We start from the raw sequence: 23,485 nt of genomic DNA, 5'->3' as shown, positions 1-23,485 counted from the left end.
CGTTACACCTTCTTTCGTAGACTTGCAATATAAAACCCATCAGACCCGAAGTCCTGTGGCATGATCTGAAGTTCGCTTCCACTGACCAACGGGCGGACCGCATCAGGCATCCTGTCAGCGAGCCCGCCATCTGGTTCATACTCGGGATGCCTTTTCAGGAATTCCGTTACACTGCGGTGGTTTTCTCCTTTATCTACTGTACACGTACTATAGACAAGAATTCCACCTTTTTTTAACAGCGGGGCAACCGAATCGAGGAGTTGCTGCTGGATTTTTTCGAGCCGGCCAAGGTCTTCCTCTTTTTTCGTGTATTTCATATCGGGTTTTCTCCGCATGACGCCCAGGCCCGAACATGGGGCGTCGAGAAGGATCCGGTCAAAAGATTCAGGTTCGAACCTGCTTTGGGCGTTGCGGCTGTCAAGTGCCATCGCTTCAATATTCGGCAACTCAAGCCTTTGGGCATTTTCCTGAATCAGCTTCACTTTATGCTCATGAAGGTCTAGCGAAACAACTTGCCCTGTTCCCGCCATTTTTTCAGCAATATGAGTGCTTTTCCCTCCGGGCGCGGCGCATGCATCAAGGACGTTTTCACTCCGCTCCGCGCCAAGCGCGTACGCGGCAAGCATGGAACTTTCGTCTTGTATTGTCAAAAACCCCTCCCTGAATGCTTTGGACGATGCGAGATTTCCCTTCAGGGACCTGACAGCCTCAGGGATGACAGGGCTTTCTTCCACCATAAACCCTTCCTCTTCCAAAAGCGCAACACAATTGGCCCGTGAAATTTTGGAGAGATTGACTCTTCCTGTTTGAAGCGGGGCAGTCAAATTGATTTCGCACATTTCCTTCGTCTTTTCAAATCCGAATTGGCTGATCCACCTTTTGACGAGCCATTCCGGATGGCTTGTTTCAATGGCAAGCCTTTTTGAACGGTCCCCGATTTGTTCAAGGGAAGGGATTCCTTCCCTCTGGATACTTCTCAATACCCCGTTTACCATCGAGGCAATTCCTTTGTGCCCCCGGTTTTTCGCGATTTCAACTGCTTCAAATATAGCGGCCCTGTCCGGTATTTTGTCGAGATAGACCATTTGGTATACGGTAACCTTTAAAAGGTGGATGACCCAGCGTTCGATTTTCTTCGGATTTTTCAAAAAAGGCGCCAGATAATAATCAAGTGTCATGCTCCTTTGAAGGGTTCCGTATGTAAGCTCCGTCAAAAGGCCAATATCCTTTTGGGGAAGCTGGTTTTTCTCAATCGTATGGTGCAGGAGCAAATTGCTGTATGCCTGTTGTTTTTCGATTGCTTCCAGAAGATCCAAAGCTGTCTCCCGCACATTTTTCCTTTTTGCCGCCATTTTTACGGGCAATAAAGCGCGCCCTTCTCTCCTTTCAGTCCAACCCGGAAAGCACCGGTGTTATTCGCCGAATTTTTGGCCAGCCTGCAGTTTTGCTCCGGCACCGCGTAAAAATTGGCCGGCAACCATCGGCTTTTTCCCTGAAGGCTGCAGCATTGTAATCTTTACTCCGGTTCCGTTCCCGGTTCCAACCGTTAAGCCATCCTCTTCCAATCGAACAATTTCTCCTGGCTCCGTTTTTCCCTTTACCGAAACTTTTTCGGCGGCCCACAGCTTTACAACTGTACCGTCAAGCGTCGTATATGCAACCGGCCATGGGTTCATCCCCCTGATTTGGTTGTAAATGTCTTCCCCCGTTTTGGCCCAGTCAATCCGTTCTTCTTCCCTTTTAATATTAAATGCGAACGTCGCTTTATCCTCATTCTGTTTGATTGGCTCCAATTGGCCACTAAGGAGCATCGGCATCGTCTCGGATAATAGCTCAGCACCCGCTTTGCTCAATTTGTCATGAAGCGTTCCAACCGTATCGGATTCGGTTATTGGAACCTCCACCTGGGTGAGGATATCACCAGCATCGAGCTTTTCAACCATATACATAATGGTGATCCCGGTTTTTTTCTTCCCCTGGATTATCGCATAATGAATAGGGGCTCCCCCGCGCAGCTCCGGAAGCAAAGAAGCGTGGACGTTGATGCAGCCATATTTTGGCGCGTCAAGGAGCTCCTTGGGCAAAATCTGCCCGAATGCCGCGGTGACAATCAGATCGGGATTCAGGCCGATAATTTTTTCGTACTCCTCCTTCAACCTGATTTTTTCGGGCTGAAGGACCGGTATCCCATGCTTTTCGGCCTCCACTTTTACCGGAGGCGGAGTTAATACCCTTTTCCTGCCAACAGGCCTGTCAGGCTGGGTTACAACCGCGATTACTTCATGGCCGTCCTCTATCAATCGCCTTAGGACCGGTACCGAAAAATCGGGAGTTCCCATAAAAACTATTTTTGTCATTCATTCTCAACTCCCTCAAGTTCATCTTCTTCCAGATAGCGTGTCACCTTCGCCGTGAACAGGACCCCATCAAGGTGGTCGATTTCATGTTGGATGGCTCTGGCGAGGAACCCTTCCGCCTCAAGGGTATAGGGTTTCCCCTTCCGGTCCTGTGCCTCGATTTTGACACGGTTTGGCCGGGTAACCTCCCCATAAATGCCTGGAAAGCTCAAGCATCCCTCCGCACCCGTTTGTTCCCCCGAAGAGGAGAGAATTTTGGGGTTTACCATTTCAATCGTTCCAGATTCATCATCGACATCGACAATGGCAACGCGGACAGGCTGCCCAATTTGCGGGGCGGCTAGGCCCACGCCATCGAATTCAATCATAGTTTCATACATATCATCAAGCAGCTTCCCGAGCTTTTTATCAAACTTGCCGATTTCGCTGCAGGGCTGCTCCAGGATTTCTGCCGGATAGTACACTAGTTTGCGAATTGCCAAAGATTGTTCCTCCAATTACGTTAATAGTTCTTCACCACAAAAAGTGGTTTTGGTTAAATTTTTGATTTCGGCTCCAATCAACATATAAGTTAAGCACTTTAATCATATACGAGCACTAATGGTGAAGAACCACCTTAATAATACTTTTACCAAAAAAAAGCCCTGATAATCCCGTTTTTCCCATGCCGTGGAGGGTCGGGAGAGATGCCCCGATTACATCAACAAGTATGGATTGATGTCGACGGACACCTGCAGGCCCCCGGCCCCTTCCTCTTTCTGAAACCTGTCAATGACATGCTTCAGGTTTTCGGGGAGGGATGGCTCACGTTTGTATTTTATGAGGCACTGATACCGGTACCGGTCATTGATCCTCGGAATTGGGGATGCCACCGGACCGAGCACGACAGCGTCCTCTGAAACCCTCGCCCTTATGAACGCGGTGATTTGCTCCGTGACTGTGACCGCCTTCATCAGCTGGCCATGGCTTACCGTTACTAGGGCGAGGTAATAAAATGGCGGGTATTTATGGACCTTTCTCGCCATCATTTCCCTTTGGTAAAAAAGGTCGTAATTCTGACTGCCTGCGAGCTCGATGCTATAATGCTCTGGGGTGTATGTCTGGATGACGACCTCGCCGGGAAGCTCATGGCGGCCTGCCCTCCCGCTAACCTGGGTCAGGAGCTGGAACGTTTTTTCCGCTGAGCGGAAGTCCGGTATGTGAAGCATCGTATCCGCGGAGAGGACGCCTACAAGCGTGATATTTGGAAAATCCAGGCCCTTGGCAATCATTTGCGTGCCGAGAAGGATATCGGCACGCCCTTCCGAAAATTCCTTCAGAAGCTTTTCATGGGACCCTTTCCTGCCGGTTGTGTCCATATCCATCCTTACGACGCGGGCATGGGGGAGGAGCTTGCCCAATTCCTCTTCGACCTTTTGCGTCCCTGTTCCGAAGTAGCGGATGTGTTCGCTCAGGCATTCCGGGCATTGAAGGGGGACGTGGGTTTCATATCCGCAGTAATGGCATTTCATCTGCTCATTTTTTCGGTGGTATGTCAGTGAAATATCGCAATGAGGGCATCCCATGACATAGCCGCAGTCCCTGCACATAACAAAAGAGGAGTGGCCGCGCTTATTGAGGAACAAAACAATCTGTTCCTTTTTTTCAATCCGGTCTTCAATTTTTTCAAAAAGCTTCCTCGAAAACATTGACCGGTTCCCGGAACGCATTTCTTCCCTCATGTCCACAATTTCGACCTCTGGCATCGGCTGGTTGTTCATCCTGTCCGGCAGCGCCAGCAGGGAATATACGCCTTTTTGCGCACGGGCGAACGACTCAAGCGAAGGGGTCGCGCTACCGAGAATAATCGGGCAATTATGCCTCTTCCCCCTCTCAATTGCCACTTCCCTTGCATGGTAGCGAGGCATTTCCTCTTGTTTGTAACTTGTCTCATGTTCTTCATCAATAATGATGATTCCAAGGTTTTCAAATGGGGCGAATATCGCCGACCGAGCTCCGACGGCCACCTTAACTTCGCGGCGCTGGATTTTACGCCATTCATCGTATTTTTCACCTGCGGAGAGTCCGCTGTGAAGGACGGCAACTTCGGCCCCAAACCTTCCTTTAAACCGCTCGACCATTTGGGGGGTTAGGGCGATTTCCGGTACAAGGACGATCGCTTCCTTGCCTTTTTGAATCACATCCTGAATTGATTGCAAATAGATTTCCGTTTTTCCGCTGCCAGTTACTCCATACAGCAGGAAGACTTCATGGCGCACTTCCGAAATCGCGGCCTTAACCGGTGAAATGGCGGCTATTTGGCTAGGTGTAAGCTCAAGATGAGCGGTTTTTGGAAAATCCCTGTCTTCATATGGATCCCGGTAAACCTCGAACTCTTTTTCGCCAAGGAACCCCTTGTCGATGAGGGCCTTTATCGCTGATGCCGAATAACCGAGATCAGCGGACAGTTTCCTTGTCTCAACCGGCTCGGGATTGTTTATGAAATAATCGATCAATTCCTTTTGCTTCGGCGCCCTTCTGGATAATTCATCGGACTCTTCCTTTAACTGTCCAGCCGGAAGAAGGGGAAAGATATATTTGATATGCTTTTTGCCGAGCCGTTCCCGCACTTCGTAAAGGACTTCGACGGTCCCGGCCGCCGCTTCTTTCTGCAGGACGGGAACAAGCCCGCCCTTTACGGCATCTTCCCATCCAATTGCCTTGCCGCCTTCAAAATAATGGCGGAGGCTTTCCGGAAGTTCCTCTATGCTTGCTCCCTGGGCGAGCTTAACTTTCTTATTGTATTTTGCTTTCAAGGCTGCTGGCAGCATTGCCTGAAAGGCGGATATTTTAAAGCTGAGGGTTTTATCTGTCAGCCAGTTTCCAAGTGCGAGGAGTTCGTTGTTTAAAACAGGAACCAAATCCATTGGTTCCTGGATTTCTCTTAGGCTATCGAACTCCGAATGGTCCTTTAGCCCAATTACGAAGCCCTGTACCTTTCTTGGCCCAAAGGGAACGATGACCCTCATGCCGGGGACAATCGTACCTGCCCATTTATCGGGGATTTTATAATCAAATGGCTTGTCCGTTTGTTTCGCCGGCACATCAACGATAACACTCGCAATATTCATTTAACCGCCCCCTCTGCCAGGATGGAAGCTTCCTTTAAAATCCTTTTTGCCACTTCGTGCTTCGTCATGAGTGGAAGGCTTTCAATTGAACCGTCCCGCATGAACAATGTCACGATATTCGTATCGGTTCCAAAACCCGCGCCGCTAGCCGTGACATCATTTGCAACGATGATATCCGCGTTTTTCGAAACAAGCTTTCGTGTTGCGTATTCTTCCACATTGTTTGTTTCAGCCGCGAAGCCTACGAGTACCTGGCTGGTTTTTCTTTTTCCAAGTTCCATCAGGATATCCTTGGTCCTTTCAAGCTCGATTGTTTCATTTCCAGGCTGTTTTTTAACTTTATGCGCATAGGCTGTTTTCGGGCGGTAATCGGATACCGCGGCTGATTTAATGACAATATCAGCTTCTTCAAAATGGCGGAGCGCCGCTTCGTACATTTCCTCGGCGCTTTCGACCCGTACGATAAGGGCATCTTTCGGCGGCTCGATTCCTACCGGCCCGGATATAAGAATTACTTTCGCTCCTTCGCGGATGGCTTCCTCGGCAATCGCATAGCCCATTTTTCCGCTCGAGTCATTCGATATGAATCGGACCGGGTCGATCCTTTCCCGTGTCGGGCCCGCTGTGACGAGGACCGTCCTCCCTGCCAGTATTCCTTTTTCCTCTCTGAAGAAACCCGCAGCGAGTTCCACAATCTTTTCAGGTTCTTCAAGCCGGCCTTTGCCGACATATCCACAGGCAAGGAAGCCTTCGCTCGGTTCGATGAACCTGTAGCCGAATTGATGGAGCGTTTCAATATTCCTAATAACCGCAGGGTGCCCATACATATGGACATTCATTGCGGGGGCCACCCAGACGGGTGCTTTGGAAGCAAGGAGGGTGGTTGTAACCATGTTGTCGGCAATCCCGGCAGCAAGCTTCCCGATGGTATTTGCGGTGGCAGGGGCGCAAATCACCAAATCCGGCCAATCCGCAAGCTCGATATGCGCAATGGCGCCTGGAATTTTTTCATCAAACGTATCGGTAAAAACATCATTCCGCGACAAAGCCTGGAATGTCAATGGCGCGACAAATTTTGTTGCTGACTCGCTCATGATTACTTTAACCAGGGCCCCTGCCTGGACAAGCTTGCTCGTAAGCGCGGCAGCTTTGTATACCGCAATCCCTCCGGTGACACATAGCAGGATTTTCTTTCCTTCAAGCATTTGCCATTCCCTCCGCCTCTACTGACATTAGATTCAAAAACATCCTCATTGGATGATTCTCAAAACAAGAACACTCGTTCCTATTATATCAAAAAATGATAGAGCTCGGATACACAAACATTTTAATGCCTTATGTATTCAAGCCCCAACTGTTAAAGGCAAGCAATCATTGCTCTTCTTTGAAAAACACAAGCGCCCGGGAACAGGCGCTTGTGTTTGGTCAAATCGATGGAATGTTCTTTCTTCCCTGTCCCCTAATCCAATTACAGGTAAGAAGTAGTTATCAACAGCGTTCTATTTTCTTCAATAAGAAAGGGGCTGACATATTCCCTTTGCCATGCCCCAATCTGCAATTTTCTTTCGATGAAAACCATGCTAAAGATTAGCAGCCGTTTTGCCGGCGCTCAATAGCCAACTATTCAGCGGGGGTTTCCGCTTTTTTTCCGACCCGGTAGGTCAGCTGGCCGCTGTGAATTTCTTCAAGCGCTTTTCCGACAAATTTATGTGATACATATTTTTCAAGGCGGAGGCCGCCGTTTTGCTGCATGTATCTTGCCCTTTTCGCAGCAACAGATACGAGTGAGTACTTCGAATCAATCTTATTCAACAGGGAATCGATAGATGGATATAACAATTATTCCGCCTCCAGTAATTTAATGTATCGCTGTTCAACACGTTCACGGCGGCAGTGCTCCGCAGTGACGATCGCTTTGATTCGTTCGCAGGCCAGTTCGACCTGATCGTTTTCGACAACGTAGTCATAAAGATGCATCATTTCGATTTCTTCACGCGCTGTCAACATCCGGTTATTGATGAGGTCCTCCGTTTCCGTTCCCCTCGTGACGATCCGGTTCTTCAGTTCCGTAAGGCTTGGCGGCATGAGAAAGATGAACAGCCCCTCAGGAAACCTTTCCCTTACCTGCTTCGCGCCTTTCACTTCAATTTCGAGGAAAACGTCTTTCCCGGAATCAAGTGTTTCCCGCACATAATCGACCGGGGTCCCATAATAATTCCCTACGTATTCTGCATATTCAAGAAGCTTTCCCTGGGCAATCAGCTCTTCAAACTCTTCCCTAGTTTTAAAGAAATAATCCACCCCATGAACTTCCCCTTCACGGGGACTCCTCGTTGTCATTGAAATGGAATATTCAAAAGACGTATCAGGCTGGGAAAAAATCTCTTTCCTTACGGTACCCTTTCCTACTCCCGATGGCCCTGAAAGCACTATGAGCAATCCTTTTTCCTGCATTTGGCCTATCCTACCCTTCATCCATTATATCTTCGCGGTCCGAAAGCCTGCCCGCAACCGTTTCCGGCTGGACCGCCGATAAAATTACATGGTCGCTATCCATGACGATAACTGCCCTTGTCCTTCTTCCATACGTGGCGTCAATAAGTGAGCCGCGGTCACGGGCGTCCTGAATAATCCGTTTTATCGGAGCGGACTCGGGGCTTACAATTGAAACGATCCGGTTTGCGGATACGATGTTCCCAAAGCCAATATTGATCAATTTAATGTTCATGCCCATTCTCCAGTCATCAATTTTATCATTATGCCCCTTGGGATGCCTTCTAAAACGGGGCGCCTATTCAATGTTCTGAATTTGCTCTTTCAGCTTTTCAAGCAGGCTCTTAAGCACAACAACTTGTTCGGATATGCGTGAATCATTCGACTTCGACCCGATTGTATTTACCTCCCGGTTCATTTCCTGAACGAGGAAGTCCAGCTTTCTTCCAACCGGGTCTGTTTCATCCAAGGCGGATGTGAATTGGCCGATATGGCTTTTCAGCCTCTCCAGTTCTTCATTGATATCCGATTTATCCGCGAACAGGGCTACTTCGGCGAGAATCCTAGATTCATCCGCCCCACCATCAAGCAGCTCCGACATCCGTTTGGTAAGCCTTTCCCTATATTGCTCAACCACGGACGGAGCATAGACCTTTAACTCTGAAGCGATATCCTGAAAACGCGCCAAATTAGAGGACAAGTCTTCCTTCAGTGCTTCACCTTCCGCCATCCGCATTTGCTTCGCCATCGACCCAGCCTCATCGATTGCCTCTAGGATCATGGCCTCAAGCTGCTCATTCCCGGTTTCCCGTTCTTCAATATGTACGAATTCCTCCCGCCCCAGCGCATGCTTAAAGGCTTCCATGGAATCAAAGCCGTATTTGGCGCCAGCCTCGGCAATAAAACGGTAATAGCCGTCCAGCAGATTCCAATCGACACGGAGGATCCTTTCATGGGGCCCTTCCCCTTCCACGGAAATGTGCACTTCGGCACGGCCCCTGCGGATATGGCGGCCAAGAGCCTTTTTAAACTTGTCTTCAGCCTTTAACAGGTAACGGGGCATACGGAAACTAAACTCACAAAATCGATGATTAACCGTTTTGACTTCAACATGTATGGAAAAGGTTCCGGTTTCTTTTTTGCAGCTTCCAAAACCAGTCATGCTAACAATCATCATCCGCACATCCTTTTCACAATCCGGCCGGCGAATTGCCATTCCATAAAGAAAAGGCAATAGAGCCGTCTCTACTACCTTTGTGATTATATCATACCTCATTTTGTTTTTCTTGCCAAAAATGTTCCTGCCAGCAAAAAAGTTGGAATTGCGGAAAGCCCGACAATCAATAGCCAATCATTTGGCTTGATTGAAACCGTATGGAAAACCGGCTGCAGCGGCGGATAGTAAATGACGGCAACCATCAGGGCCGCTGATGATATTACCGCCCAGACAAGATATTTGTTGCCGAATGGGTTCCTTGAAAGAACGGAAATTTCACTGCGGCAGTCAAATACATGGATGAGCTGGGCAAGGACGAGGGTAGCGAATGCAACTGTCCTGGCATAATCCAGCTGCTCAGGATGCTTGTTGTAAATCGCCATAAAAGCAAGCAGCGTAACAATCCCAATCAAAAATCCCCGCGAGACTACTTTCCAGCCAAGGCCACGGGCGAAAACACCTTCACGCGGACTTCTAGGCTTCCGCTTCATCACATTTTCCTCTGGCTTGTCTAGGCCAAGCGCCATGGCAGGCAGCCCGTCTGTCACCAGATTCACCCATAGGATTTGGATGGGAACAAGCGGGAGCGGAAGGGCAAGGATCATTGCAAAAAGCATGACAAGGATTTCCCCTACATTTGAAGCCAGCAAATATCGGATGAATTTACGGATATTTTCATAAATGTTCCTGCCCTCTTTAATAGCCGATTTAATGGTGGCAAAATTGTCGTCGAGAAGGATGAGCGACGATGCTTCTTTGGCAACATCCGTCCCTGTAATTCCCATGGCAACGCCAATATCGGCGGCCTTGATCGCGGGAGCGTCATTCACACCGTCACCGGTCATCGCGACAATATGCCCGCGATTTTGGAACGCTTTCACTATTTTCAGCTTATGCTCAGGGGAAACACGAGCAAAAACCGAAACGTCTTCAACGACCTCTTCAAGTTCTTCGATAGCCATTTCCGAAAGCGCCTTGCCATCCAAAATCTTGCTGTTCCTTGACAGGATTCCGAGCTGGCTGGCGATAGCCTTCGCCGTTATGACATGGTCTCCAGTGATCATGACCGTCTTAATTCCCGCTTCACGGCATTCGCGTACAGCATCCTTTACCTCGGGCCGCGGCGGATCAATCATTCCCTGTATGCCTATGAAAGTCAAATCCTTTTCCGCCTCGCGTTCATTCAGGATAACACGCCCTGCCGGCAGGGGCTTATAGGCAACCGCTATCGTCCTTAATGCTTTTGATGCAAGGCTTTCAACCGCTGCGTTAGCCTCCGCCCTCGTTTCGCCAGACATCAGTTGGACTCTTCCTTCTTTTAGGATGCCGCTGCTTACCCCAATCAGGACATCAGGTGCACCCTTCGTAACAACAAAGACTTTCCCATGCCTGTCCTCAACGATAATACTCATCATCTTTCGGGACGAATCGAATGGGAACTCATTCAGAATTTTATATTCTTCGAGAAGTTTTTTTCTGTCATACCCGGCCTTCATGGCGCTGATAAGAAGTGCGCCTTCCGTTGGGTCCCCATCCAGGAAAAGCTCGTTCTCCTTCCGGGCCAACACTGAATGATTGCAGAGCATTCCAAACATGAGAAGCTGCTGGAGCGCTTTTTCGTTCCTCACCTGGATGGTATGCTTGTTCTCTCCGTAAAAGCTGCCCTCTGGCTGATAACCGATTCCGTCTACGGTCCAGCTCTTCCCACCGCTCCACAAATGGGTAACCGTCATCTTGTTTTGTGTCATCGTCCCGGTTTTATCCGAACAAATGACCGATGCGCAACCGAGTGTTTCAACGGCGGGTAGCTTCCTGACAATTGCATTGCTTTTTATCATTTTCTGGACGCCAAGCGACAGGGCGACGGTTACAATCGCGGGCAGGCCTTCCGGGATTGCCGCAACAGCAAGCGAGACGCCCGCCAAAACCATCTCGTACAGGCCGTGCCCTTGTATAAGGCCGATAACTACAACTAGCAACGTTAATAATAGCGCGACTGTAATGAGTATTTTCCCTAGCTGGGCGAGCCTTCTTTGCAATGGCGTCTCCGCTGTTTCCGCATTCTGGAGCAAATCGGCAATCTGGCCCATCGCCGTTTTCATCCCAGTGGCAATAATGGTTCCATATCCGCTCCCCCTCGTCACCATCGTACCCATGAATGCAATATTCTCCATATCCCCAAGTCCTGGGTTGGGTACGGATAGAGCGTCGGTACCTTTTGAAACTGGCACAGATTCTCCTGTAAGGGCCGACTCTTCAATTTCGAGGCTTTTAGATTCGATAATCCGTACATCCGCCCCGATTCTATCCCCGCTTGAGAATTTGACGACATCACCCGGGACAGCCTCCCTAGAAGGGATTTTAAGCCATTTGCCTTCACGGAGCACATGGATTTGCGGCGCCGATAATTCCTTCAATGCCTGAAGGGATTTTTCAGCTTTCCTTTCCTGAAAAAAACCAAGGAAGCCATTTATTAAAACGATTGTAATAATCGCTATGGCATCTATATACTCGCCCAGCAGCCCGGATATGAGCGTAGCTGCCAGAAGCACCAGTACCATAAAATCCTTGAACTGGTTAAGAAAAAGCAGCAGCGCGGATTGCTTTTCCCCTTCATCGAGCTCATTGTACCCGTGGATTTTTATCCGCTTCCCCGCTTCATCCAGGGATAATCCAGACGAATAGTCAGTATTCAGCGCCTCTTCCACCTGGCTTGTATTCATTTCATGGAACCTCATCCGGCCATCACGCTTCCCCCTTTGATTTTTCCACGGAACGCCATATTTCCTCCCGCATTCCATACTCTCAAGTAAGCTTATTCAGACTCGTCCAAAAAAATGCTAAAATAGAAGGAGCAACAGCTTCAGGGTATAAGATGCTTCTAGATTGTGTTAAAACTAGTGAAAGAGAAGGTATTTTCGATGTCATTTGATGGATTATTTACTAGAGCCATGGCCGGCGAGCTTTCAAAAATACTCGCTGGTGGCCGTATCAATAAAGTTCAGCAACCATATAAAAATGAAATCATTCTCGTCATTAGGGCAAATGGCGCCAACCATCGCCTCCTCATTTCCGCCCATCCAAACTATGCCCGGGTTCAATTGACGAATGAAACTCATGAAAACCCTAGTGAGCCACCGATGTTCTGCATGCTCCTTAGGAAACATATCGAAGGCTATATACTCGAGGACGTTTACCAATCCGGTACGGACAGGATCCTCATTTTTGAAATAAAGGGGCGGAATGAAATTGGCGATATCAGCTACAAGCAGCTGATTGTCGAGATTATGGGGAAACACAGCAATATCATCCTTGTGGATAAAAGCAGGCAGATGATATTGGATAGCATCAAGCACGTGTCGTTCGCGGTGAATACCCATAGGGCCATCCTGCCCGGCCAGCCCTATATAGCACCGCCTGAACAACATAAATTGGACCCATTTAAGGCGACAGAGGAAGATGTGCTGAAAACAATCGATTTTAATAGCGGGAAGCTCGACAGGCAACTGGTCGACGCTTTTTCCGGTGTGTCTCCACTGTTCGCAAAAGAAACTGTGTTCGCGAGCGGCCTGGCAAACAGGACGACAATGCCAAAAGCTTTCGTTTCAATGATTGACAGGATCGGTGATGGCAGGATAGAGCCTGCGATAACGGCTGGCCCCAACAAGGAGGCGTTTTACCTGTTTCCCCTCCATCACCTGAAAGGCGAACCGAGGGTTTTTCCAACCTTGAGCGTCATGCTGGACCGTTATTATTTTGGCAAAGCCGAGAGGGACAGGGTTAAACAGCAGGCTGGCGATCTTGAAAGGTTTATCGCGAACGAAAAAGAAAAGAATGAAAAGAAAATCGAGAAGCTTAAGAAAACCCTGAAGGACGCAGAAAAAGCAGAGGAGTTCCAAAAATATGGGGAACTGTTGACAGCGAATATGCATGCAGCAAAAAAAGGCATGAAAGAAATTGAGGTGCTCGATTACTACGATGAAAATGGTGCAATGGCGGTCATTCCGCTTGACCCACAAAAAACGCCATCCGAAAACGCGCAAAAATATTTTTCAAAATACCAGAAAGCCAAAAATGCTGTTTTGGCAGTGAATGAACAAATTGAAAAAGCCCAAGCAGAAGCGGTTTACTTTGACGGCCTGCTGCAGCAGCTTGATTCAGCTTCCCCAAGTGATATTGAAGAAATCAGGGAGGAACTTGCCGAAGGTGGCTACATCAGGCAGCGGGCGAAAAAGAATGGCAAAAAACAAGCCAACTGGAAACCCGTGCTTGACAGCTATACCGGTTCGGATGGAACTGAAATACTCGTCGGCAAAAACAATAAGCAAAATGATTATTTGACCGGAAAGCTTGCCGGACGGGATGAAATCTGGCTCCATACCAAAGATATCCCGGGTTCGCACGTGGTCATCCGGAGCAAGGAGCCTTCCGAAGAAACAATCCGCGAAGCCGCGTTGCTCGCAGCCTATTTTTCAAAGGCCCGTGATTCCAGTTCAGTTCCGGTGGATTATACGCGTGTCAGGCATGTAAAAAAACCAAATGGCGCAAAACCGGGATTTGTCATCTACGACAATCAAAAAACAGTCTATGTGACCCCGGACGAAGAAACCGTCCTGGCACTTAAGAAAAAATAGCTGACCTGCACCTGCCAGTAAATAAAGAATACTATCCGATATGAAATAGCCCGGCTTTTATGCCGGGCTACAACTTTTATTTCATCCATTCACTTGGGTTTTTGTACCACTCCATCAGGAGGCCGAGTTCTTCTTCCTTGATATATCCCTCATCCGCCGCGATTTTTGCGAGTTCTGGAAAATCAGTAATCGTATAAGCGGCAAGGCCGGCATCCGCTAGCTCCTTTTTCCCCTTTTCAAGCCCATAGGTGAAAATCGCCGCGACCCCAAGGACTTCCGCACCGGCTTCCTCAAGCGCCTTGGCAGCTGTTATCACACTGCCGCCGGTTGATATAAGGTCTTCGATGATGACGGCCTTTTGTCCTTTATCCACCCTGCCTTCGATCTGATTGCCCTTTCCATGGCCTTTCGCGCTGCCACGGACATAACACATCGGAAGCTCCATACCGGCGCTTACCCATGCGGCATGGGGGATTCCAGCAGTGGCAGTCCCGGCAATCACCTCTACATCGGGAAAATGCATATGTATCAATGAAATCAGGCCTTTCGCAATCGCCTTACGGATATCCGGATAGGAAAGTGTCAGCCTGTTATCGCAATAAATCGGCGACTTGATCCCGGATGTCCACGTAAACGGCTCAAGCGGCCTTAAAGTAACTGCATTGATTTCCAATAGTTGAGCGGCAATTGATTTGTTCACCGTGATGCTCCTTTCCATGCTTCCACCCAAGTTTCATAGGCTTCTACAGGTTTTTCAGCCCTGATGATCGGCCTGCCTACGACAATGGCCGATATCCCGGCTTCGCGCGCCTTTTCAGGGGTTGCGACCCGTTTTTGATCCTGGTGGCTGTCAGTACCCATCCTGATGCCGGGAGTCACCGTCAAAAACCCGCTGCCTTGACGTTCCATAATCTTTCCGGCTTCCCATGCGGAGCAAACGACTCCATCCAGTCCTGCTGACTTGGTGAGAGAAGCATAGTGCAAAACAGATTCTATAAGGGGAACAGGAATGAGTTGTTCCTCCTGCATCCTTGCTTCTTCCGTACTGGTAAGCTGTGTGACTGCAACACAGGCTGGCCTCTTTCCTCCAGCTGGAGTCCCGGCCTCTAGCCCTTCAACTGCTGCTTCCATCATCGCTTTCCCTCCAGCGGCATGAACGGTTACCAAATCACAGCCGAGGCTTGAAAGAGACCTCATCGCGCTCATAACCGTGTTCGGGATGTCATGTAGCTTCAAATCAAGAAAGACGCGATGGCCCATTTCCTTCAATGTATAGACTGTCCGCGGACCCTCTTTGTAAAACAGCTCCATTCCGACTTTTAAAAACAGGTTGTGGGTAGAGAAAGGCTTCAGGAATCTTTCAACCTCTGCCATGTCCCCAAAATCAAGCGCGATGATAAGCGGGTTGTCCTGCATTGTTCCAGCTCCTTCCCCTGCATTCGAAGATATGTTCATATCCCAATTCATCAAGCAAAACAGGCAATTCTTCGATGATTTGCGGGCACACAAACGGGTCGGTAAAGTTTGCCGTCCCGACCGCGACGGCACTAGCTCCCGCGTAGAAAAATTCAATTACATCAGTTGCGGACTGGATGCCTCCCATGCCAATGATCGGTAGGCTTGTTCTCTGGCTAACTTCATAAACCATTCTTAAAGCAACCGGTTTGACTGCCGGTCCGGAGAGCCCGCCAGTCCTGTTCGCAAGTATCGGTTTGGCGGTTTTAAGGTCCAGTCTCATTCCGATGAGGGTATTGATCATTGTGAGGCCGTCCGCGCCGCCGGCTTCCGCGGCAAGGGCGAGCTCCACTATATTTGTTACATTTGGTGAAAGTTTCACATATACAGGTACGGCGGAAACATTCTTTACCTTTTTCGTGAGTTCCCTCAACACGACAGGGTCTGTCCCAAAGGCGATCCCGCCTTCCTTCACATTCGGGCACGAAACATTCAATTCGAGGGCACGGACATTCGGCGCCTGTGAAATATGCCTTGCCACCTCGACATATTCCTCTTCGGTAGAGCCGGCAACATTTGCAATGATAGGCACATTGAACTGTTCGAGCCAGGGAAGTTCCGTTGCGATAATTTCCTTGTAACCAGGATTTTGGAGGCCAATTGCGTTCAGCATTCCAGACGGGGTTTCCGCAACCCGCGGAGTGGGGTTCCCGAACCGCGGTTCGCCGGTAGCGGCCTTGATCATGATTGCTCCAAGAACGTCCAAATCGTAGAGCCTGCTAAACTCCCTACCAAACCCAAAACAGCCGGAAGCAGGCATGACCGGATTTTTCAAGTTTAACCCAGGCAATGAAATTTCAAGTCTGTTCATAATACTACCTCCCCGGTACGGAATACCGGCCCGTCACTGCAAACCTTTTTATAGGCATGGCCAGACGCATCGCCCTGTACCCTGCAGACACAGGCAAAACATGCGCCGATGCCACAGCCCATCCGTTCTTCTAGAGAAAGGAACACTTTCTTATCCGGATACTCAACCTCCAAAGCTTTTAGCATCGGAACCGGGCCGCACGCATATAGAGTGTGGAAGCCAAGCTCTTCCTTCCTCAAGATATCCGTCACAAACCCCTTTACCCCATATGTTCCATCTGCTGTTGCGATGAATGTATCCCCAAGCTCCGAGAATTCTTTTTCGTAAAAAACGGCTGAAGCTGTCTGGAAACCAAGTATATGGACGACTTTGACATCCTTTTGGACGAGTTGGCGCGATAGTTCATAAAGAGGCGGAACACCTATCCCCCCGCCAACAAGCAAAGCAATTTCCCCGGCGGCAGTCTCACTGGCAGGAAACCCGTTTCCTAGCGGGCCGAGGATATCGATTTCTGTTCCAGCGGTATAGGTTGATAGCAACTTTGTCCCCTCGCCGCCAGCACGATATATGAGTGTCATTCTGCCGTTCTGCCTGTCGATTGACGAGATGCTGATTGGCCGCCTTAAAAGCGGTCCCATTGCACCGCCAATCTTTATATGCACAAATTGGCCCGGCGATGCTCCCATTGACATCTTCCCTTCAACCGTCAGCCTGAAGATTGAGTCGGCAAGTTCTTCCTGGCGGACAATCGCGCACATTTCTTTTGTAATCAAATCTTAGCTGCCTCCCTTGTGTTTGGGCCAATTGTTGCTACTGAAAAACTCATTGATTCAATGACTTTTAAAATAGCGGCGGCAGTATCAAGCGATGTAAGGCAAGGAATCCCATTTTCAACTGCTTCCCTTCTGATTCTGAAGCCATCCCGCTCTGGCTGCCTGCCCTTCGTTAACGTATTGATGATAAATTGAACCTCGCCCTTATGGATAATATCGACAAGCGTAGGCCCCTCGGAACCGATTTTCCCAACAACCTGAACTGGGATTCCTGACTTTTCAATTGCCGCCGCAGTACCGGAAGTCGCGATGATCTGGTAGCCCTGCGCGGCAAACCTTTTTGCCAGGGAAACCCCTTCCGGTTTGTCCTTATCCGACACTGTCATAAGAACGGCGCCAAATTGCGGAATCGAAATTCCGGAAGCTACGACGCCCTTGTATAAGGCTTTTTCAAGCGAAAAATCTTTGCCCATTACTTCACCGGTTGATTTCATCTCCGGTCCGAGCGTAATATCGACGCTTCTTAATTTCGCAAAAGAGAAGACAGGCACTTTAACAAAAACCTCTTCTTTCTCCGGGATGATTCCGCCTTGAAAGCCCTGTTCACGGATGGAAATGCCAAGAACCGCCTTCGTCGCGATTTTAGCCATTGGAACATGTGTAATTTTGCTTAGGAATGGGACAGTCCTGCTTGAGCGGGGATTCACTTCAAGGACATATATGCCGCTATCAGACAGGACGAATTGGATGTTCAAAAGGCCAATGATGTTCAACCCTTTTGCAAGCCTTGTGGTATAGTCAGCGATCCGCCGCTTTTCTTCAACGGTCAGCGATTGCGGTGGGTAGACGGCAATCGAGTCTCCAGAATGGACTCCCGCCCTTTCAATGTGCTCCATAATCCCCGGAATCAACACATCGGTCCCGTCCGAAATTGCATCAACTTCAATTTCCCTGCCCGTGATATAGCGGTCGACCAAGACTGGATGGCCGGAATTGACTTTTACCGCGTTTTTCATATAAAGAATTAAATCCTGTTCATTGTGCACGATTTCCATTGCCCTCCCCCCGAGGACGTAGGATGGGCGTACGAGTACAGGATAGCCGATTTCATTCGCAATCGTTACGGCTTCCTCGACGGATAATGCGGTTTTTCCAAGTGGCATCGGAATCCCGAGTTCTACAAGGGCGCGCTCGAATTTGTCGCGGTCCTCCGCCCTGTCAAGGTCCTCAAGGCTAGTGCCCAATATCCGGACGCCCCTTTCCGCAAGTCCTGATGCAAGATTGATAGCCGTCTGGCCGCCAAATTGGACCACGATTCCAATCGGTTTCTCATGGTCGATGACGTGCATCACATCCTCGATTGTGAGCGGCTCAAAATACAGCTTGTCAGAGATGCTGAAATCGGTCGATACCGTTTCAGGATTGCTGTTTATGATTATTGCTTCATAGCCTGCTTCCTGGATAGCCTTTACCGAATGGACGGTCGCATAGTCAAATTCAATCCCCTGGCCGATCCTGATTGGACCGGACCCCAATACAACAACGCTTTTCCTGGAACTCAGCACCGATTCATTTTCATTTTCGTACGTTCCGTAAAAATACGGTGTCGCTGCTTCAAATTCGGATGCGCATGTATCGACCATTTTGTATACAGGCAAAATACCATGCTGCCTCCTCCATTCAGAAACATGCAGTTCCCCGCAGCCCCATAGCAAGGCTATTGCCTTATCCGAAAATCCGCGTTTTTTTGCCTCCAGACCAACAAAATAGTCGAAAGGGTTGTTTTTAAGAATGATTTCAAGGTCAAGAATCCCTTTAAATTTTCTTAAAAAGAAATGGTCGATTTGACTCCATTCGTGAATAACCTCGACCGAAACTCCCCTCCTCATTGCTTCGGCAATATAGAACAACCGCTCATCAACAGCTCTCCGGATACGTTTTTCAACCGTATCATCCGAAATGGATTGCCCGCCAGGCAGGGCAAAATGATAGACGTTTGCTTCAAGTGACCGAATCGCTTTTAAAAGCGATTCTTCAAATGTCCGCCCAATTGCCATAACTTCGCCAGTAGCCTTCATTTGGGTCCCAAGTTCCCGGTTTCCTGTTTCAAATTTATCGAACGGCCACCTCGGAATTTTTGTCACGACGTAATCAAGTGCCGGTTCAAAGCTTGCATATGTTTTGCCCGTGACAGGATTGATCATTTCATCAAGGGTCAGGCCGACAGCAATTTTTGCAGCCAATTTCGCAATTGGATACCCGGTTGCCTTGGAGGCAAGCGCCGAAGACCGGCTGACCCTCGGATTGACTTCGATGATATAATAGTTGAAACTTTTGGGGTCAAGGGCTAACTGTACATTGCAGCCTCCCTCGATGCCAAGGGCGCGGATAATCTTCAACGATACGTTCCGTAAAAGCTGGTATTCCCTGTCGCTCAATGTCTGGCTAGGGGCCACAACGATGGAGTCTCCCGTATGGATGCCAACAGGGTCGATGTTTTCCATATTGCAGACAACAATTGCCGTGTCGTTGGCGTCACGCATCACTTCGTATTCGATTTCCTTATAGCCCGCAATGCTCTTTTCCAAAAGGCATTGTCCAACAGGGCTGTTCTTCAATCCACTTAAAACTATTTCTTCAAGCTCTCCGACATTCGAGCAAATCCCCCCGCCAGTCCCGCCAAGTGTAAAGGCCGGTCGGACGATGACCGGAAAACCGATTTTTTCAGCAAATGTGTGTGCTTCCGGTAGCGAGTGGACAATGGCGCTTTCGGGTACTGGCTCGCCAAGCTCATTCATCAAATTTCTAAAAAGCTCACGGTCCTCAGCCTTTTCAATCGCATCCAGCTTTGTACCAAGAATTTCGGTACCGCATTCCTTAAGCACGCCCGATTTGGCAAGCTCCACCGCCAGGTTGAGGCCAGTCTGGCCGCCTAGGGTCGCCACAAGCGCGTCCGGGCGTTCTTTTCTAATAAACCGCGACACAAAATCCACCGTCAGCGGCTCAATATAAACCTTATCGGCTATTTCCGCATCGGTCATGATTGTCGCGGGATTCGAGTTTACGAGAATGACCTTATACCCTTCTTCCTTCAAAGCAAGGCATGCCTGTGTACCGGCATAATCAAATTCAGCTGCCTGCCCAATGATGATGGGGCCCGAACCTATAACCAGAATGGTTTCTATATCCGTACGCTTTGGCATGCTCGCACTCCTTCTTCTTTTTCATAGGTTTCAATCATGTTCAGAAATTGGTCAAAGAGATTATTTGCATCATCTGGGCCAGGTGAAGCTTCGGGATGGTATTGGACACTGAATGCGGGGAGGCTGGAATGCCGGAGCCCCTCGACAGTGCCGTCGTTCACCGCGATATGGGTAACTTCCAATGCGGTGTTTTTTATGGAATCAGCTTTAACGGAATAGCCGTGGTTTTGGGAGGTAATCGTGATTTTCCCAGTCGAAAGCTCTTTAACAGGGTGGTTTGAGCCGCGGTGTCCGAACACCATTTTTTCGGTATCAGCTCCCGAGGCCAGAGCAAACAGCTGATGGCCGAGACAAATCCCGAAAATCGGCACCTTGCCGAGGATTTCCCTGATCATATTGATTGCATCAGGCACATCCTTTGGATCTCCCGGGCCATTTGACAGCATGATACCATCCGGCCGGAGCCGCAGGATTTCATCCGCAGATGTATCATAAGGGACTACCGTCACATCACAACCCCGCTTGTTCAACTCCCTTAATATCCCATGCTTCATTCCCAAATCGACGAGGACAACCCTTTTGCCACGGCCAGGGCTAGGATAAGCATTTTTTGTCGAAACCATTTTAACCTGGCCGGTAAGAAGCGGCCGGCTCTTTAGCCTCTCAACCACTTCGTCTATATCGGATTCAATTCCGCAAATGGCACCCTTCATTGTTCCATGCTTGCGGATCGCCCTTGTCAGCATCCGGGTGTCGATTCCTTTTAATCCGGGAATTTTTTTGATTTTTAAAAACTCCTCCAGTGTTGTTTCGCTTCTCCAGTTGGATGGAAAGTTTTCCGCTTCTTTCACAATCAGGGCTCCCACTGCCGGATTGATCGATTCAAAATCATCACGGTTAATGCCATAATTCCCGATTAATGGGTACGTAAGGACAACGAGCTGCCGGCAATAGCTTGGATCTGAAAGAATTTCCTGATAGCCCGTCATGCCTGTATTGAAAACCACTTCACCTTCTGTTTCTGAAAAGTCCCCAAAACCTTCGCCGATAAAAACAGTGCCATCTTCGAGTATCAGTTTTCGTTTCATGCCAGTACCCCAGCCTCTTCTTCCCAGGCGATTTTTCCAGCCGCTATCGTCAAGACCGGCCAGCCTTTGCACGGCCAGCCTGCAAACGGCGTGTTTTTCCCTTTGGACAAAAATTCACGCGGGTTGATTTCCCGTTGCGTTTCCAAGTCCAACAGGACGATATCTGCCGAAGCTCCTTCTTCTACCCTTCCAAACGGAAGCCCGAATGCTTCAGCAGGTTTAATAGTTAGCAAATCAACCAGCTGCTGGAGGCTGAGTATTCCTTTATCAACAAAATGGGTGTACAGAAGCGGAAATGCTGTTTCAAGGCCTGTTATCCCAAATGGGGCAAGCTGCATTCCCTCCGCCTTTTCTTCTGCCGTATGCGGAGCATGGTCGGTTGCGATAAAGTCAATTGTTCCGTCCAGGAGCCCCTCAATCAATGCCTCCTGGTCTGCTTTGCCCCTCAGAGGCGGGTTCATTTTGTAATTGGTATCGAGGCCTGGTATGTCGTCCTCACACAACAGGAGGTGGTGTGGGGTAACTTCCGCAGTGACGCGAATCCCTGCGCGCTTCGCATCACGGACTACTCTAACCGATTCCTTCGTGCTGATGTGGCAAACATGGTAGTGGCAGCCGGCAGCTTCCGCAAGCAGAACATCCCTTGCGATATGGACGCTTTCACATACGGAAGGTATCCCGTTAAGGCCGTTTTTCTTTGAAAATGAACCTTCATGGACGCACCCTTTGTTAATGAGCGAATCCTCTTCGCAATGGGCGACAATCGCCATATCAAGCTCGGCGGCTTTTTTCATCGCTTCAAGCATCAACGCTGCCGTCTGCACGCCTACTCCGTCATCCGTAAAAGCGAATGCACACGTAGACTTCAACTCTTCGAAGTTTGTCAGTTCCCTTCCCAATTCACGGATTGTAATCGATGCATAGGGAAGCACCCGGACTGCGGCCGTTTTTGCAATCCTTTCCTGAAGCCAGTCAAGCTGCTCCTTCGAATCCGGGACCGGCCTTGTATTTGGCATCGCGGCGACAGTAGTGAATCCACCCTTCGCCGCCGCAAGTGTACCTGTTTCAATCGTTTCCTTCTTTTCCCCTCCGGGTTCCCGAAGATGGACGTGGAGATCGATGAAACCGGGTGCCGCGAAATATCCATCACCATCAATGGTCCTGTCCGCCTCCAGATTTAGTTCCCGGCCAATTTTTGCGATCGTCCCGTTCTCTATGAAAATATCCGTTTTTTCCAATCCTGTAGATTTACCTTGCAATCGCACGTTTTTCACCAAAAGCTTCATGGTACCAACCCCCTGTTTTTTGTGCCAGAGCCCTCTTCAGGACCGCCATTCGGACATAAACGCCATTTTCCATTTGTTTAAAAATCCTAGAACGTTGTGATTCTACGAGGCTTGAGGCAATTTCAACATCCCTGTTGACAGGAGCTGGATGCATGATAATGCTCCCGGGCTTCATGAGCTTTTCCCTTTCAAGGGTTAGCCCGTACTCGCGATGGTACTCTTCCTTCAATATTCCCGAATGCCTTTCATGCCGTTCGTGCTGGATCCGGAGGAGCATGACGATATCCGCCGTCCTCACCGCACTGTCGATTTCCTCATAGTTCGTATGCCCATCAAACCACTCCGGCGGACCTGAAAAAACGACTTCTGCACCGAGCTTTGTCAACGCGACAGCATTGGAATGGGCGACCCTGCTATGCCTAATGTCTCCGACAATTGCAACCTTCAACCCTTCGAACCTTCCAAACTCCTGTCTGATTGTCATAAGGTCAAGAAGGGATTGGGTCGGGTGGTGGCCGCAGCCGTCTCCTGCATTTAGGATCGGGATTCTGCAGCCCTGTATGAGTTCGCAGTAGTACTGGTCAGCCGGGTGGCGGATGACGACCGCATCCACCCCGATCGATTCCAATGTACGGACTGTGTCGTAAAGCGTTTCACCCTTAAGAGCGCTTGAAGCACTTGCCTCAAACTGGATAACTTCAAGGCCAAGTTTCCGCTCCGCGACTTCAAAGCTGCACTTCGTCCTGGTGCTTGGTTCAAAGAATAGATTCGAAACAAACGCCGGCCTATTTGGAACCCAGATTGCCCCTTTTGAAAATCCTTCCGCTTCATCAATCAGTGTGTGGATTTCTTCCGGCTGCAAATCAGCCATTGTCAGTAAATGCTTGATCATTTTTCCATTCCTCCCCAGTTTTTGTGCTTTAGGGCGAAAGAAAACGCCCTCGGCGGTAGCCTGGGCGCAGATTTCCCCCTGCTGCCTGGAAATTTGGCTTCCTGGCG

At 49.2% G+C, this 23,485-nt stretch carries 19 protein-coding genes; 1 reads left to right on the top strand and 18 read right to left on the bottom strand.

Going from position 1 to position 23,485, the window contains the following annotated elements; genetic code table 11:
* Positions 1-2: 2 nt before the first annotated feature.
* From rsmB to V1499_RS09100, 10 genes are all read right to left on the bottom strand, one after another.
* Complete coding sequence (gene rsmB / locus V1499_RS09145) at positions 3-1,352, bottom strand: 16S rRNA (cytosine(967)-C(5))-methyltransferase RsmB (protein WP_409276265.1); 1,350 nt, start codon at positions 1,350-1,352, stop codon at positions 3-5.
* A gap of 60 nt (positions 1,353-1,412) precedes the next feature.
* Complete coding sequence (fmt, locus tag V1499_RS09140) at positions 1,413-2,357, bottom strand: methionyl-tRNA formyltransferase (RefSeq protein WP_409275607.1); 945 nt, start codon at positions 2,355-2,357, stop codon at positions 1,413-1,415.
* Complete coding sequence (gene def, locus V1499_RS09135) at positions 2,354-2,839, bottom strand: peptide deformylase (RefSeq protein ID WP_409275605.1); 486 nt, start codon at positions 2,837-2,839, stop codon at positions 2,354-2,356. The genes fmt and def overlap by 4 nt, the downstream gene beginning before the upstream one ends.
* 213 nt (positions 2,840-3,052) lie before the next feature.
* Positions 3,053-5,467 (bottom strand): primosomal protein N', encoded by a 2,415-nt coding sequence (gene priA / locus V1499_RS09130; RefSeq protein ID WP_409275603.1) that lies wholly within the window; start codon positions 5,465-5,467, stop codon positions 3,053-3,055.
* The gene (gene coaBC, locus V1499_RS09125) at positions 5,464-6,672 is read right to left on the bottom strand and encodes a bifunctional phosphopantothenoylcysteine decarboxylase/phosphopantothenate--cysteine ligase CoaBC (RefSeq protein WP_409275601.1); all 1,209 of its coding nucleotides are present in this window, start codon (positions 6,670-6,672) and stop codon (positions 5,464-5,466) included. Before coaBC ends, priA begins: the two co-directional genes overlap by 4 nt.
* 415 nt (positions 6,673-7,087) lie before the next feature.
* The gene (gene rpoZ, locus V1499_RS09120; RefSeq protein WP_409275599.1) at positions 7,088-7,306 is read right to left on the bottom strand and encodes a DNA-directed RNA polymerase subunit omega; all 219 of its coding nucleotides are present in this window, start codon (positions 7,304-7,306) and stop codon (positions 7,088-7,090) included.
* Positions 7,307-7,921 carry a guanylate kinase gene (gmk, locus tag V1499_RS09115; protein ID WP_409275597.1) on the bottom strand — a complete coding sequence of 205 codons (615 nt, stop codon included), beginning with the start codon at positions 7,919-7,921 and terminating at the stop codon, positions 7,307-7,309.
* Positions 7,922-7,931: 10 nt separating this feature from the next.
* Positions 7,932-8,195 (bottom strand): extracellular matrix/biofilm regulator RemA, encoded by a 264-nt coding sequence (gene remA / locus V1499_RS09110; protein WP_316568462.1) that lies wholly within the window; start codon positions 8,193-8,195, stop codon positions 7,932-7,934.
* Between the two features lie 63 nt (positions 8,196-8,258).
* Positions 8,259-9,236: a YicC/YloC family endoribonuclease gene (locus tag V1499_RS09105; protein ID WP_409275595.1), complete on the bottom strand. Its 978-nt coding sequence runs from the start codon at positions 9,234-9,236 to the stop codon at positions 8,259-8,261.
* Positions 9,233-11,914: a cation-translocating P-type ATPase gene (locus tag V1499_RS09100; protein WP_409275593.1), complete on the bottom strand. Its 2,682-nt coding sequence runs from the start codon at positions 11,912-11,914 to the stop codon at positions 9,233-9,235. The genes V1499_RS09105 and V1499_RS09100 overlap by 4 nt, the downstream gene beginning before the upstream one ends.
* Before the next feature lie 183 nt (positions 11,915-12,097).
* Between V1499_RS09100 and V1499_RS09095 the strand changes: the two genes are divergently transcribed.
* Positions 12,098-13,810 carry an NFACT family protein gene (locus tag V1499_RS09095; RefSeq protein WP_409275592.1) on the top strand — a complete coding sequence of 571 codons (1,713 nt, stop codon included), beginning with the start codon at positions 12,098-12,100 and terminating at the stop codon, positions 13,808-13,810.
* 76 nt (positions 13,811-13,886) lie between these two features.
* Here V1499_RS09095 and pyrE read toward each other — a convergent pair whose 3' ends face one another.
* From pyrE to V1499_RS09055, 8 genes are read right to left on the bottom strand one after another with little or no spacing between them, the layout of a single operon-like run.
* Positions 13,887-14,510, bottom strand: coding sequence for an orotate phosphoribosyltransferase (gene pyrE, locus V1499_RS09090; RefSeq protein WP_409275590.1), 624 nt, complete (start codon positions 14,508-14,510; stop codon positions 13,887-13,889).
* Entirely contained in the window at positions 14,507-15,226 is a 720-nt protein-coding gene (pyrF, locus tag V1499_RS09085; protein ID WP_409275589.1) for an orotidine-5'-phosphate decarboxylase, read from the bottom strand. The genes pyrE and pyrF overlap by 4 nt, the downstream gene beginning before the upstream one ends.
* Complete coding sequence (locus V1499_RS09080; RefSeq protein ID WP_409275587.1) at positions 15,195-16,136, bottom strand: dihydroorotate dehydrogenase; 942 nt, start codon at positions 16,134-16,136, stop codon at positions 15,195-15,197. Before V1499_RS09080 ends, pyrF begins: the two co-directional genes overlap by 32 nt.
* Positions 16,133-16,909 carry a dihydroorotate dehydrogenase electron transfer subunit gene (locus tag V1499_RS09075; RefSeq protein WP_409275585.1) on the bottom strand — a complete coding sequence of 259 codons (777 nt, stop codon included), beginning with the start codon at positions 16,907-16,909 and terminating at the stop codon, positions 16,133-16,135. The genes V1499_RS09080 and V1499_RS09075 overlap by 4 nt, the downstream gene beginning before the upstream one ends.
* On the bottom strand, positions 16,906-20,112 hold the full coding sequence (gene carB, locus V1499_RS09070; RefSeq protein WP_409275583.1) for a carbamoyl-phosphate synthase large subunit: 3,207 nt from the start codon (positions 20,110-20,112) through the stop codon (positions 16,906-16,908). The genes V1499_RS09075 and carB overlap by 4 nt, the downstream gene beginning before the upstream one ends.
* A complete protein-coding gene (locus tag V1499_RS09065) occupies positions 20,091-21,200 on the bottom strand; it encodes a carbamoyl phosphate synthase small subunit (protein WP_409275581.1) in 1,110 nt (369 codons plus the stop codon). The genes carB and V1499_RS09065 overlap by 22 nt, the downstream gene beginning before the upstream one ends.
* Complete coding sequence (locus V1499_RS09060; protein WP_409275579.1) at positions 21,197-22,486, bottom strand: dihydroorotase; 1,290 nt, start codon at positions 22,484-22,486, stop codon at positions 21,197-21,199. Before V1499_RS09060 ends, V1499_RS09065 begins: the two co-directional genes overlap by 4 nt.
* Entirely contained in the window at positions 22,449-23,375 is a 927-nt protein-coding gene (locus tag V1499_RS09055; RefSeq protein WP_409276264.1) for an aspartate carbamoyltransferase catalytic subunit, read from the bottom strand. The genes V1499_RS09060 and V1499_RS09055 overlap by 38 nt, the downstream gene beginning before the upstream one ends.
* Between the last annotated feature and the right edge of the window lie 110 nt (positions 23,376-23,485).

Origin of the sequence: Neobacillus oceani (assembly GCF_046237595.1) — a bacterium.
In the GTDB taxonomy this organism is placed as follows: domain Bacteria; phylum Bacillota; class Bacilli; order Bacillales; family Cytobacillaceae; genus Bacillus_D; species Bacillus_D oceani.
Note: the sequence above shows the minus strand (reverse complement) of the source record. Positions and strands in the feature narration are given on the sequence as shown.

Bases quoted from the DNA above. Each gene is read 5' to 3' on its own strand.
- V1499_RS09080 (WP_409275587.1), bottom strand. From the start codon at position 16,136: ATGAACAGACTTGAAATTTCATTGCCTGGGTTAAACTTGAAAAATCCG.
- V1499_RS09060 (WP_409275579.1), bottom strand. From the start codon at position 22,486: ATGAAGCTTTTGGTGAAAAACGTGCGATTGCAAGGTAAATCTACAGGA.
- V1499_RS09095 (WP_409275592.1), top strand. From the start codon at position 12,098: ATGTCATTTGATGGATTATTTACTAGAGCCATGGCCGGCGAGCTTTCA.
- priA (WP_409275603.1), bottom strand. From the start codon at position 5,467: ATGAATATTGCGAGTGTTATCGTTGATGTGCCGGCGAAACAAACGGAC.
- carB (WP_409275583.1), bottom strand. From the start codon at position 20,112: ATGCCAAAGCGTACGGATATAGAAACCATTCTGGTTATAGGTTCGGGC.
- coaBC (WP_409275601.1), bottom strand. From the start codon at position 6,672: ATGCTTGAAGGAAAGAAAATCCTGCTATGTGTCACCGGAGGGATTGCG.
- gmk (WP_409275597.1), bottom strand. From the start codon at position 7,921: ATGCAGGAAAAAGGATTGCTCATAGTGCTTTCAGGGCCATCGGGAGTA.
- rsmB (WP_409276265.1), bottom strand. From the start codon at position 1,352: ATGGCGGCAAAAAGGAAAAATGTGCGGGAGACAGCTTTGGATCTTCTG.
- remA (WP_316568462.1), bottom strand. From the start codon at position 8,195: ATGAACATTAAATTGATCAATATTGGCTTTGGGAACATCGTATCCGCA.
- V1499_RS09100 (WP_409275593.1), bottom strand. From the start codon at position 11,914: ATGAGGTTCCATGAAATGAATACAAGCCAGGTGGAAGAGGCGCTGAAT.
- V1499_RS09105 (WP_409275595.1), bottom strand. From the start codon at position 9,236: ATGAGGTATGATATAATCACAAAGGTAGTAGAGACGGCTCTATTGCCT.
- V1499_RS09065 (WP_409275581.1), bottom strand. From the start codon at position 21,200: ATGAAACGAAAACTGATACTCGAAGATGGCACTGTTTTTATCGGCGAA.
- fmt (WP_409275607.1), bottom strand. From the start codon at position 2,357: ATGACAAAAATAGTTTTTATGGGAACTCCCGATTTTTCGGTACCGGTC.
- pyrF (WP_409275589.1), bottom strand. From the start codon at position 15,226: ATGCAGGACAACCCGCTTATCATCGCGCTTGATTTTGGGGACATGGCA.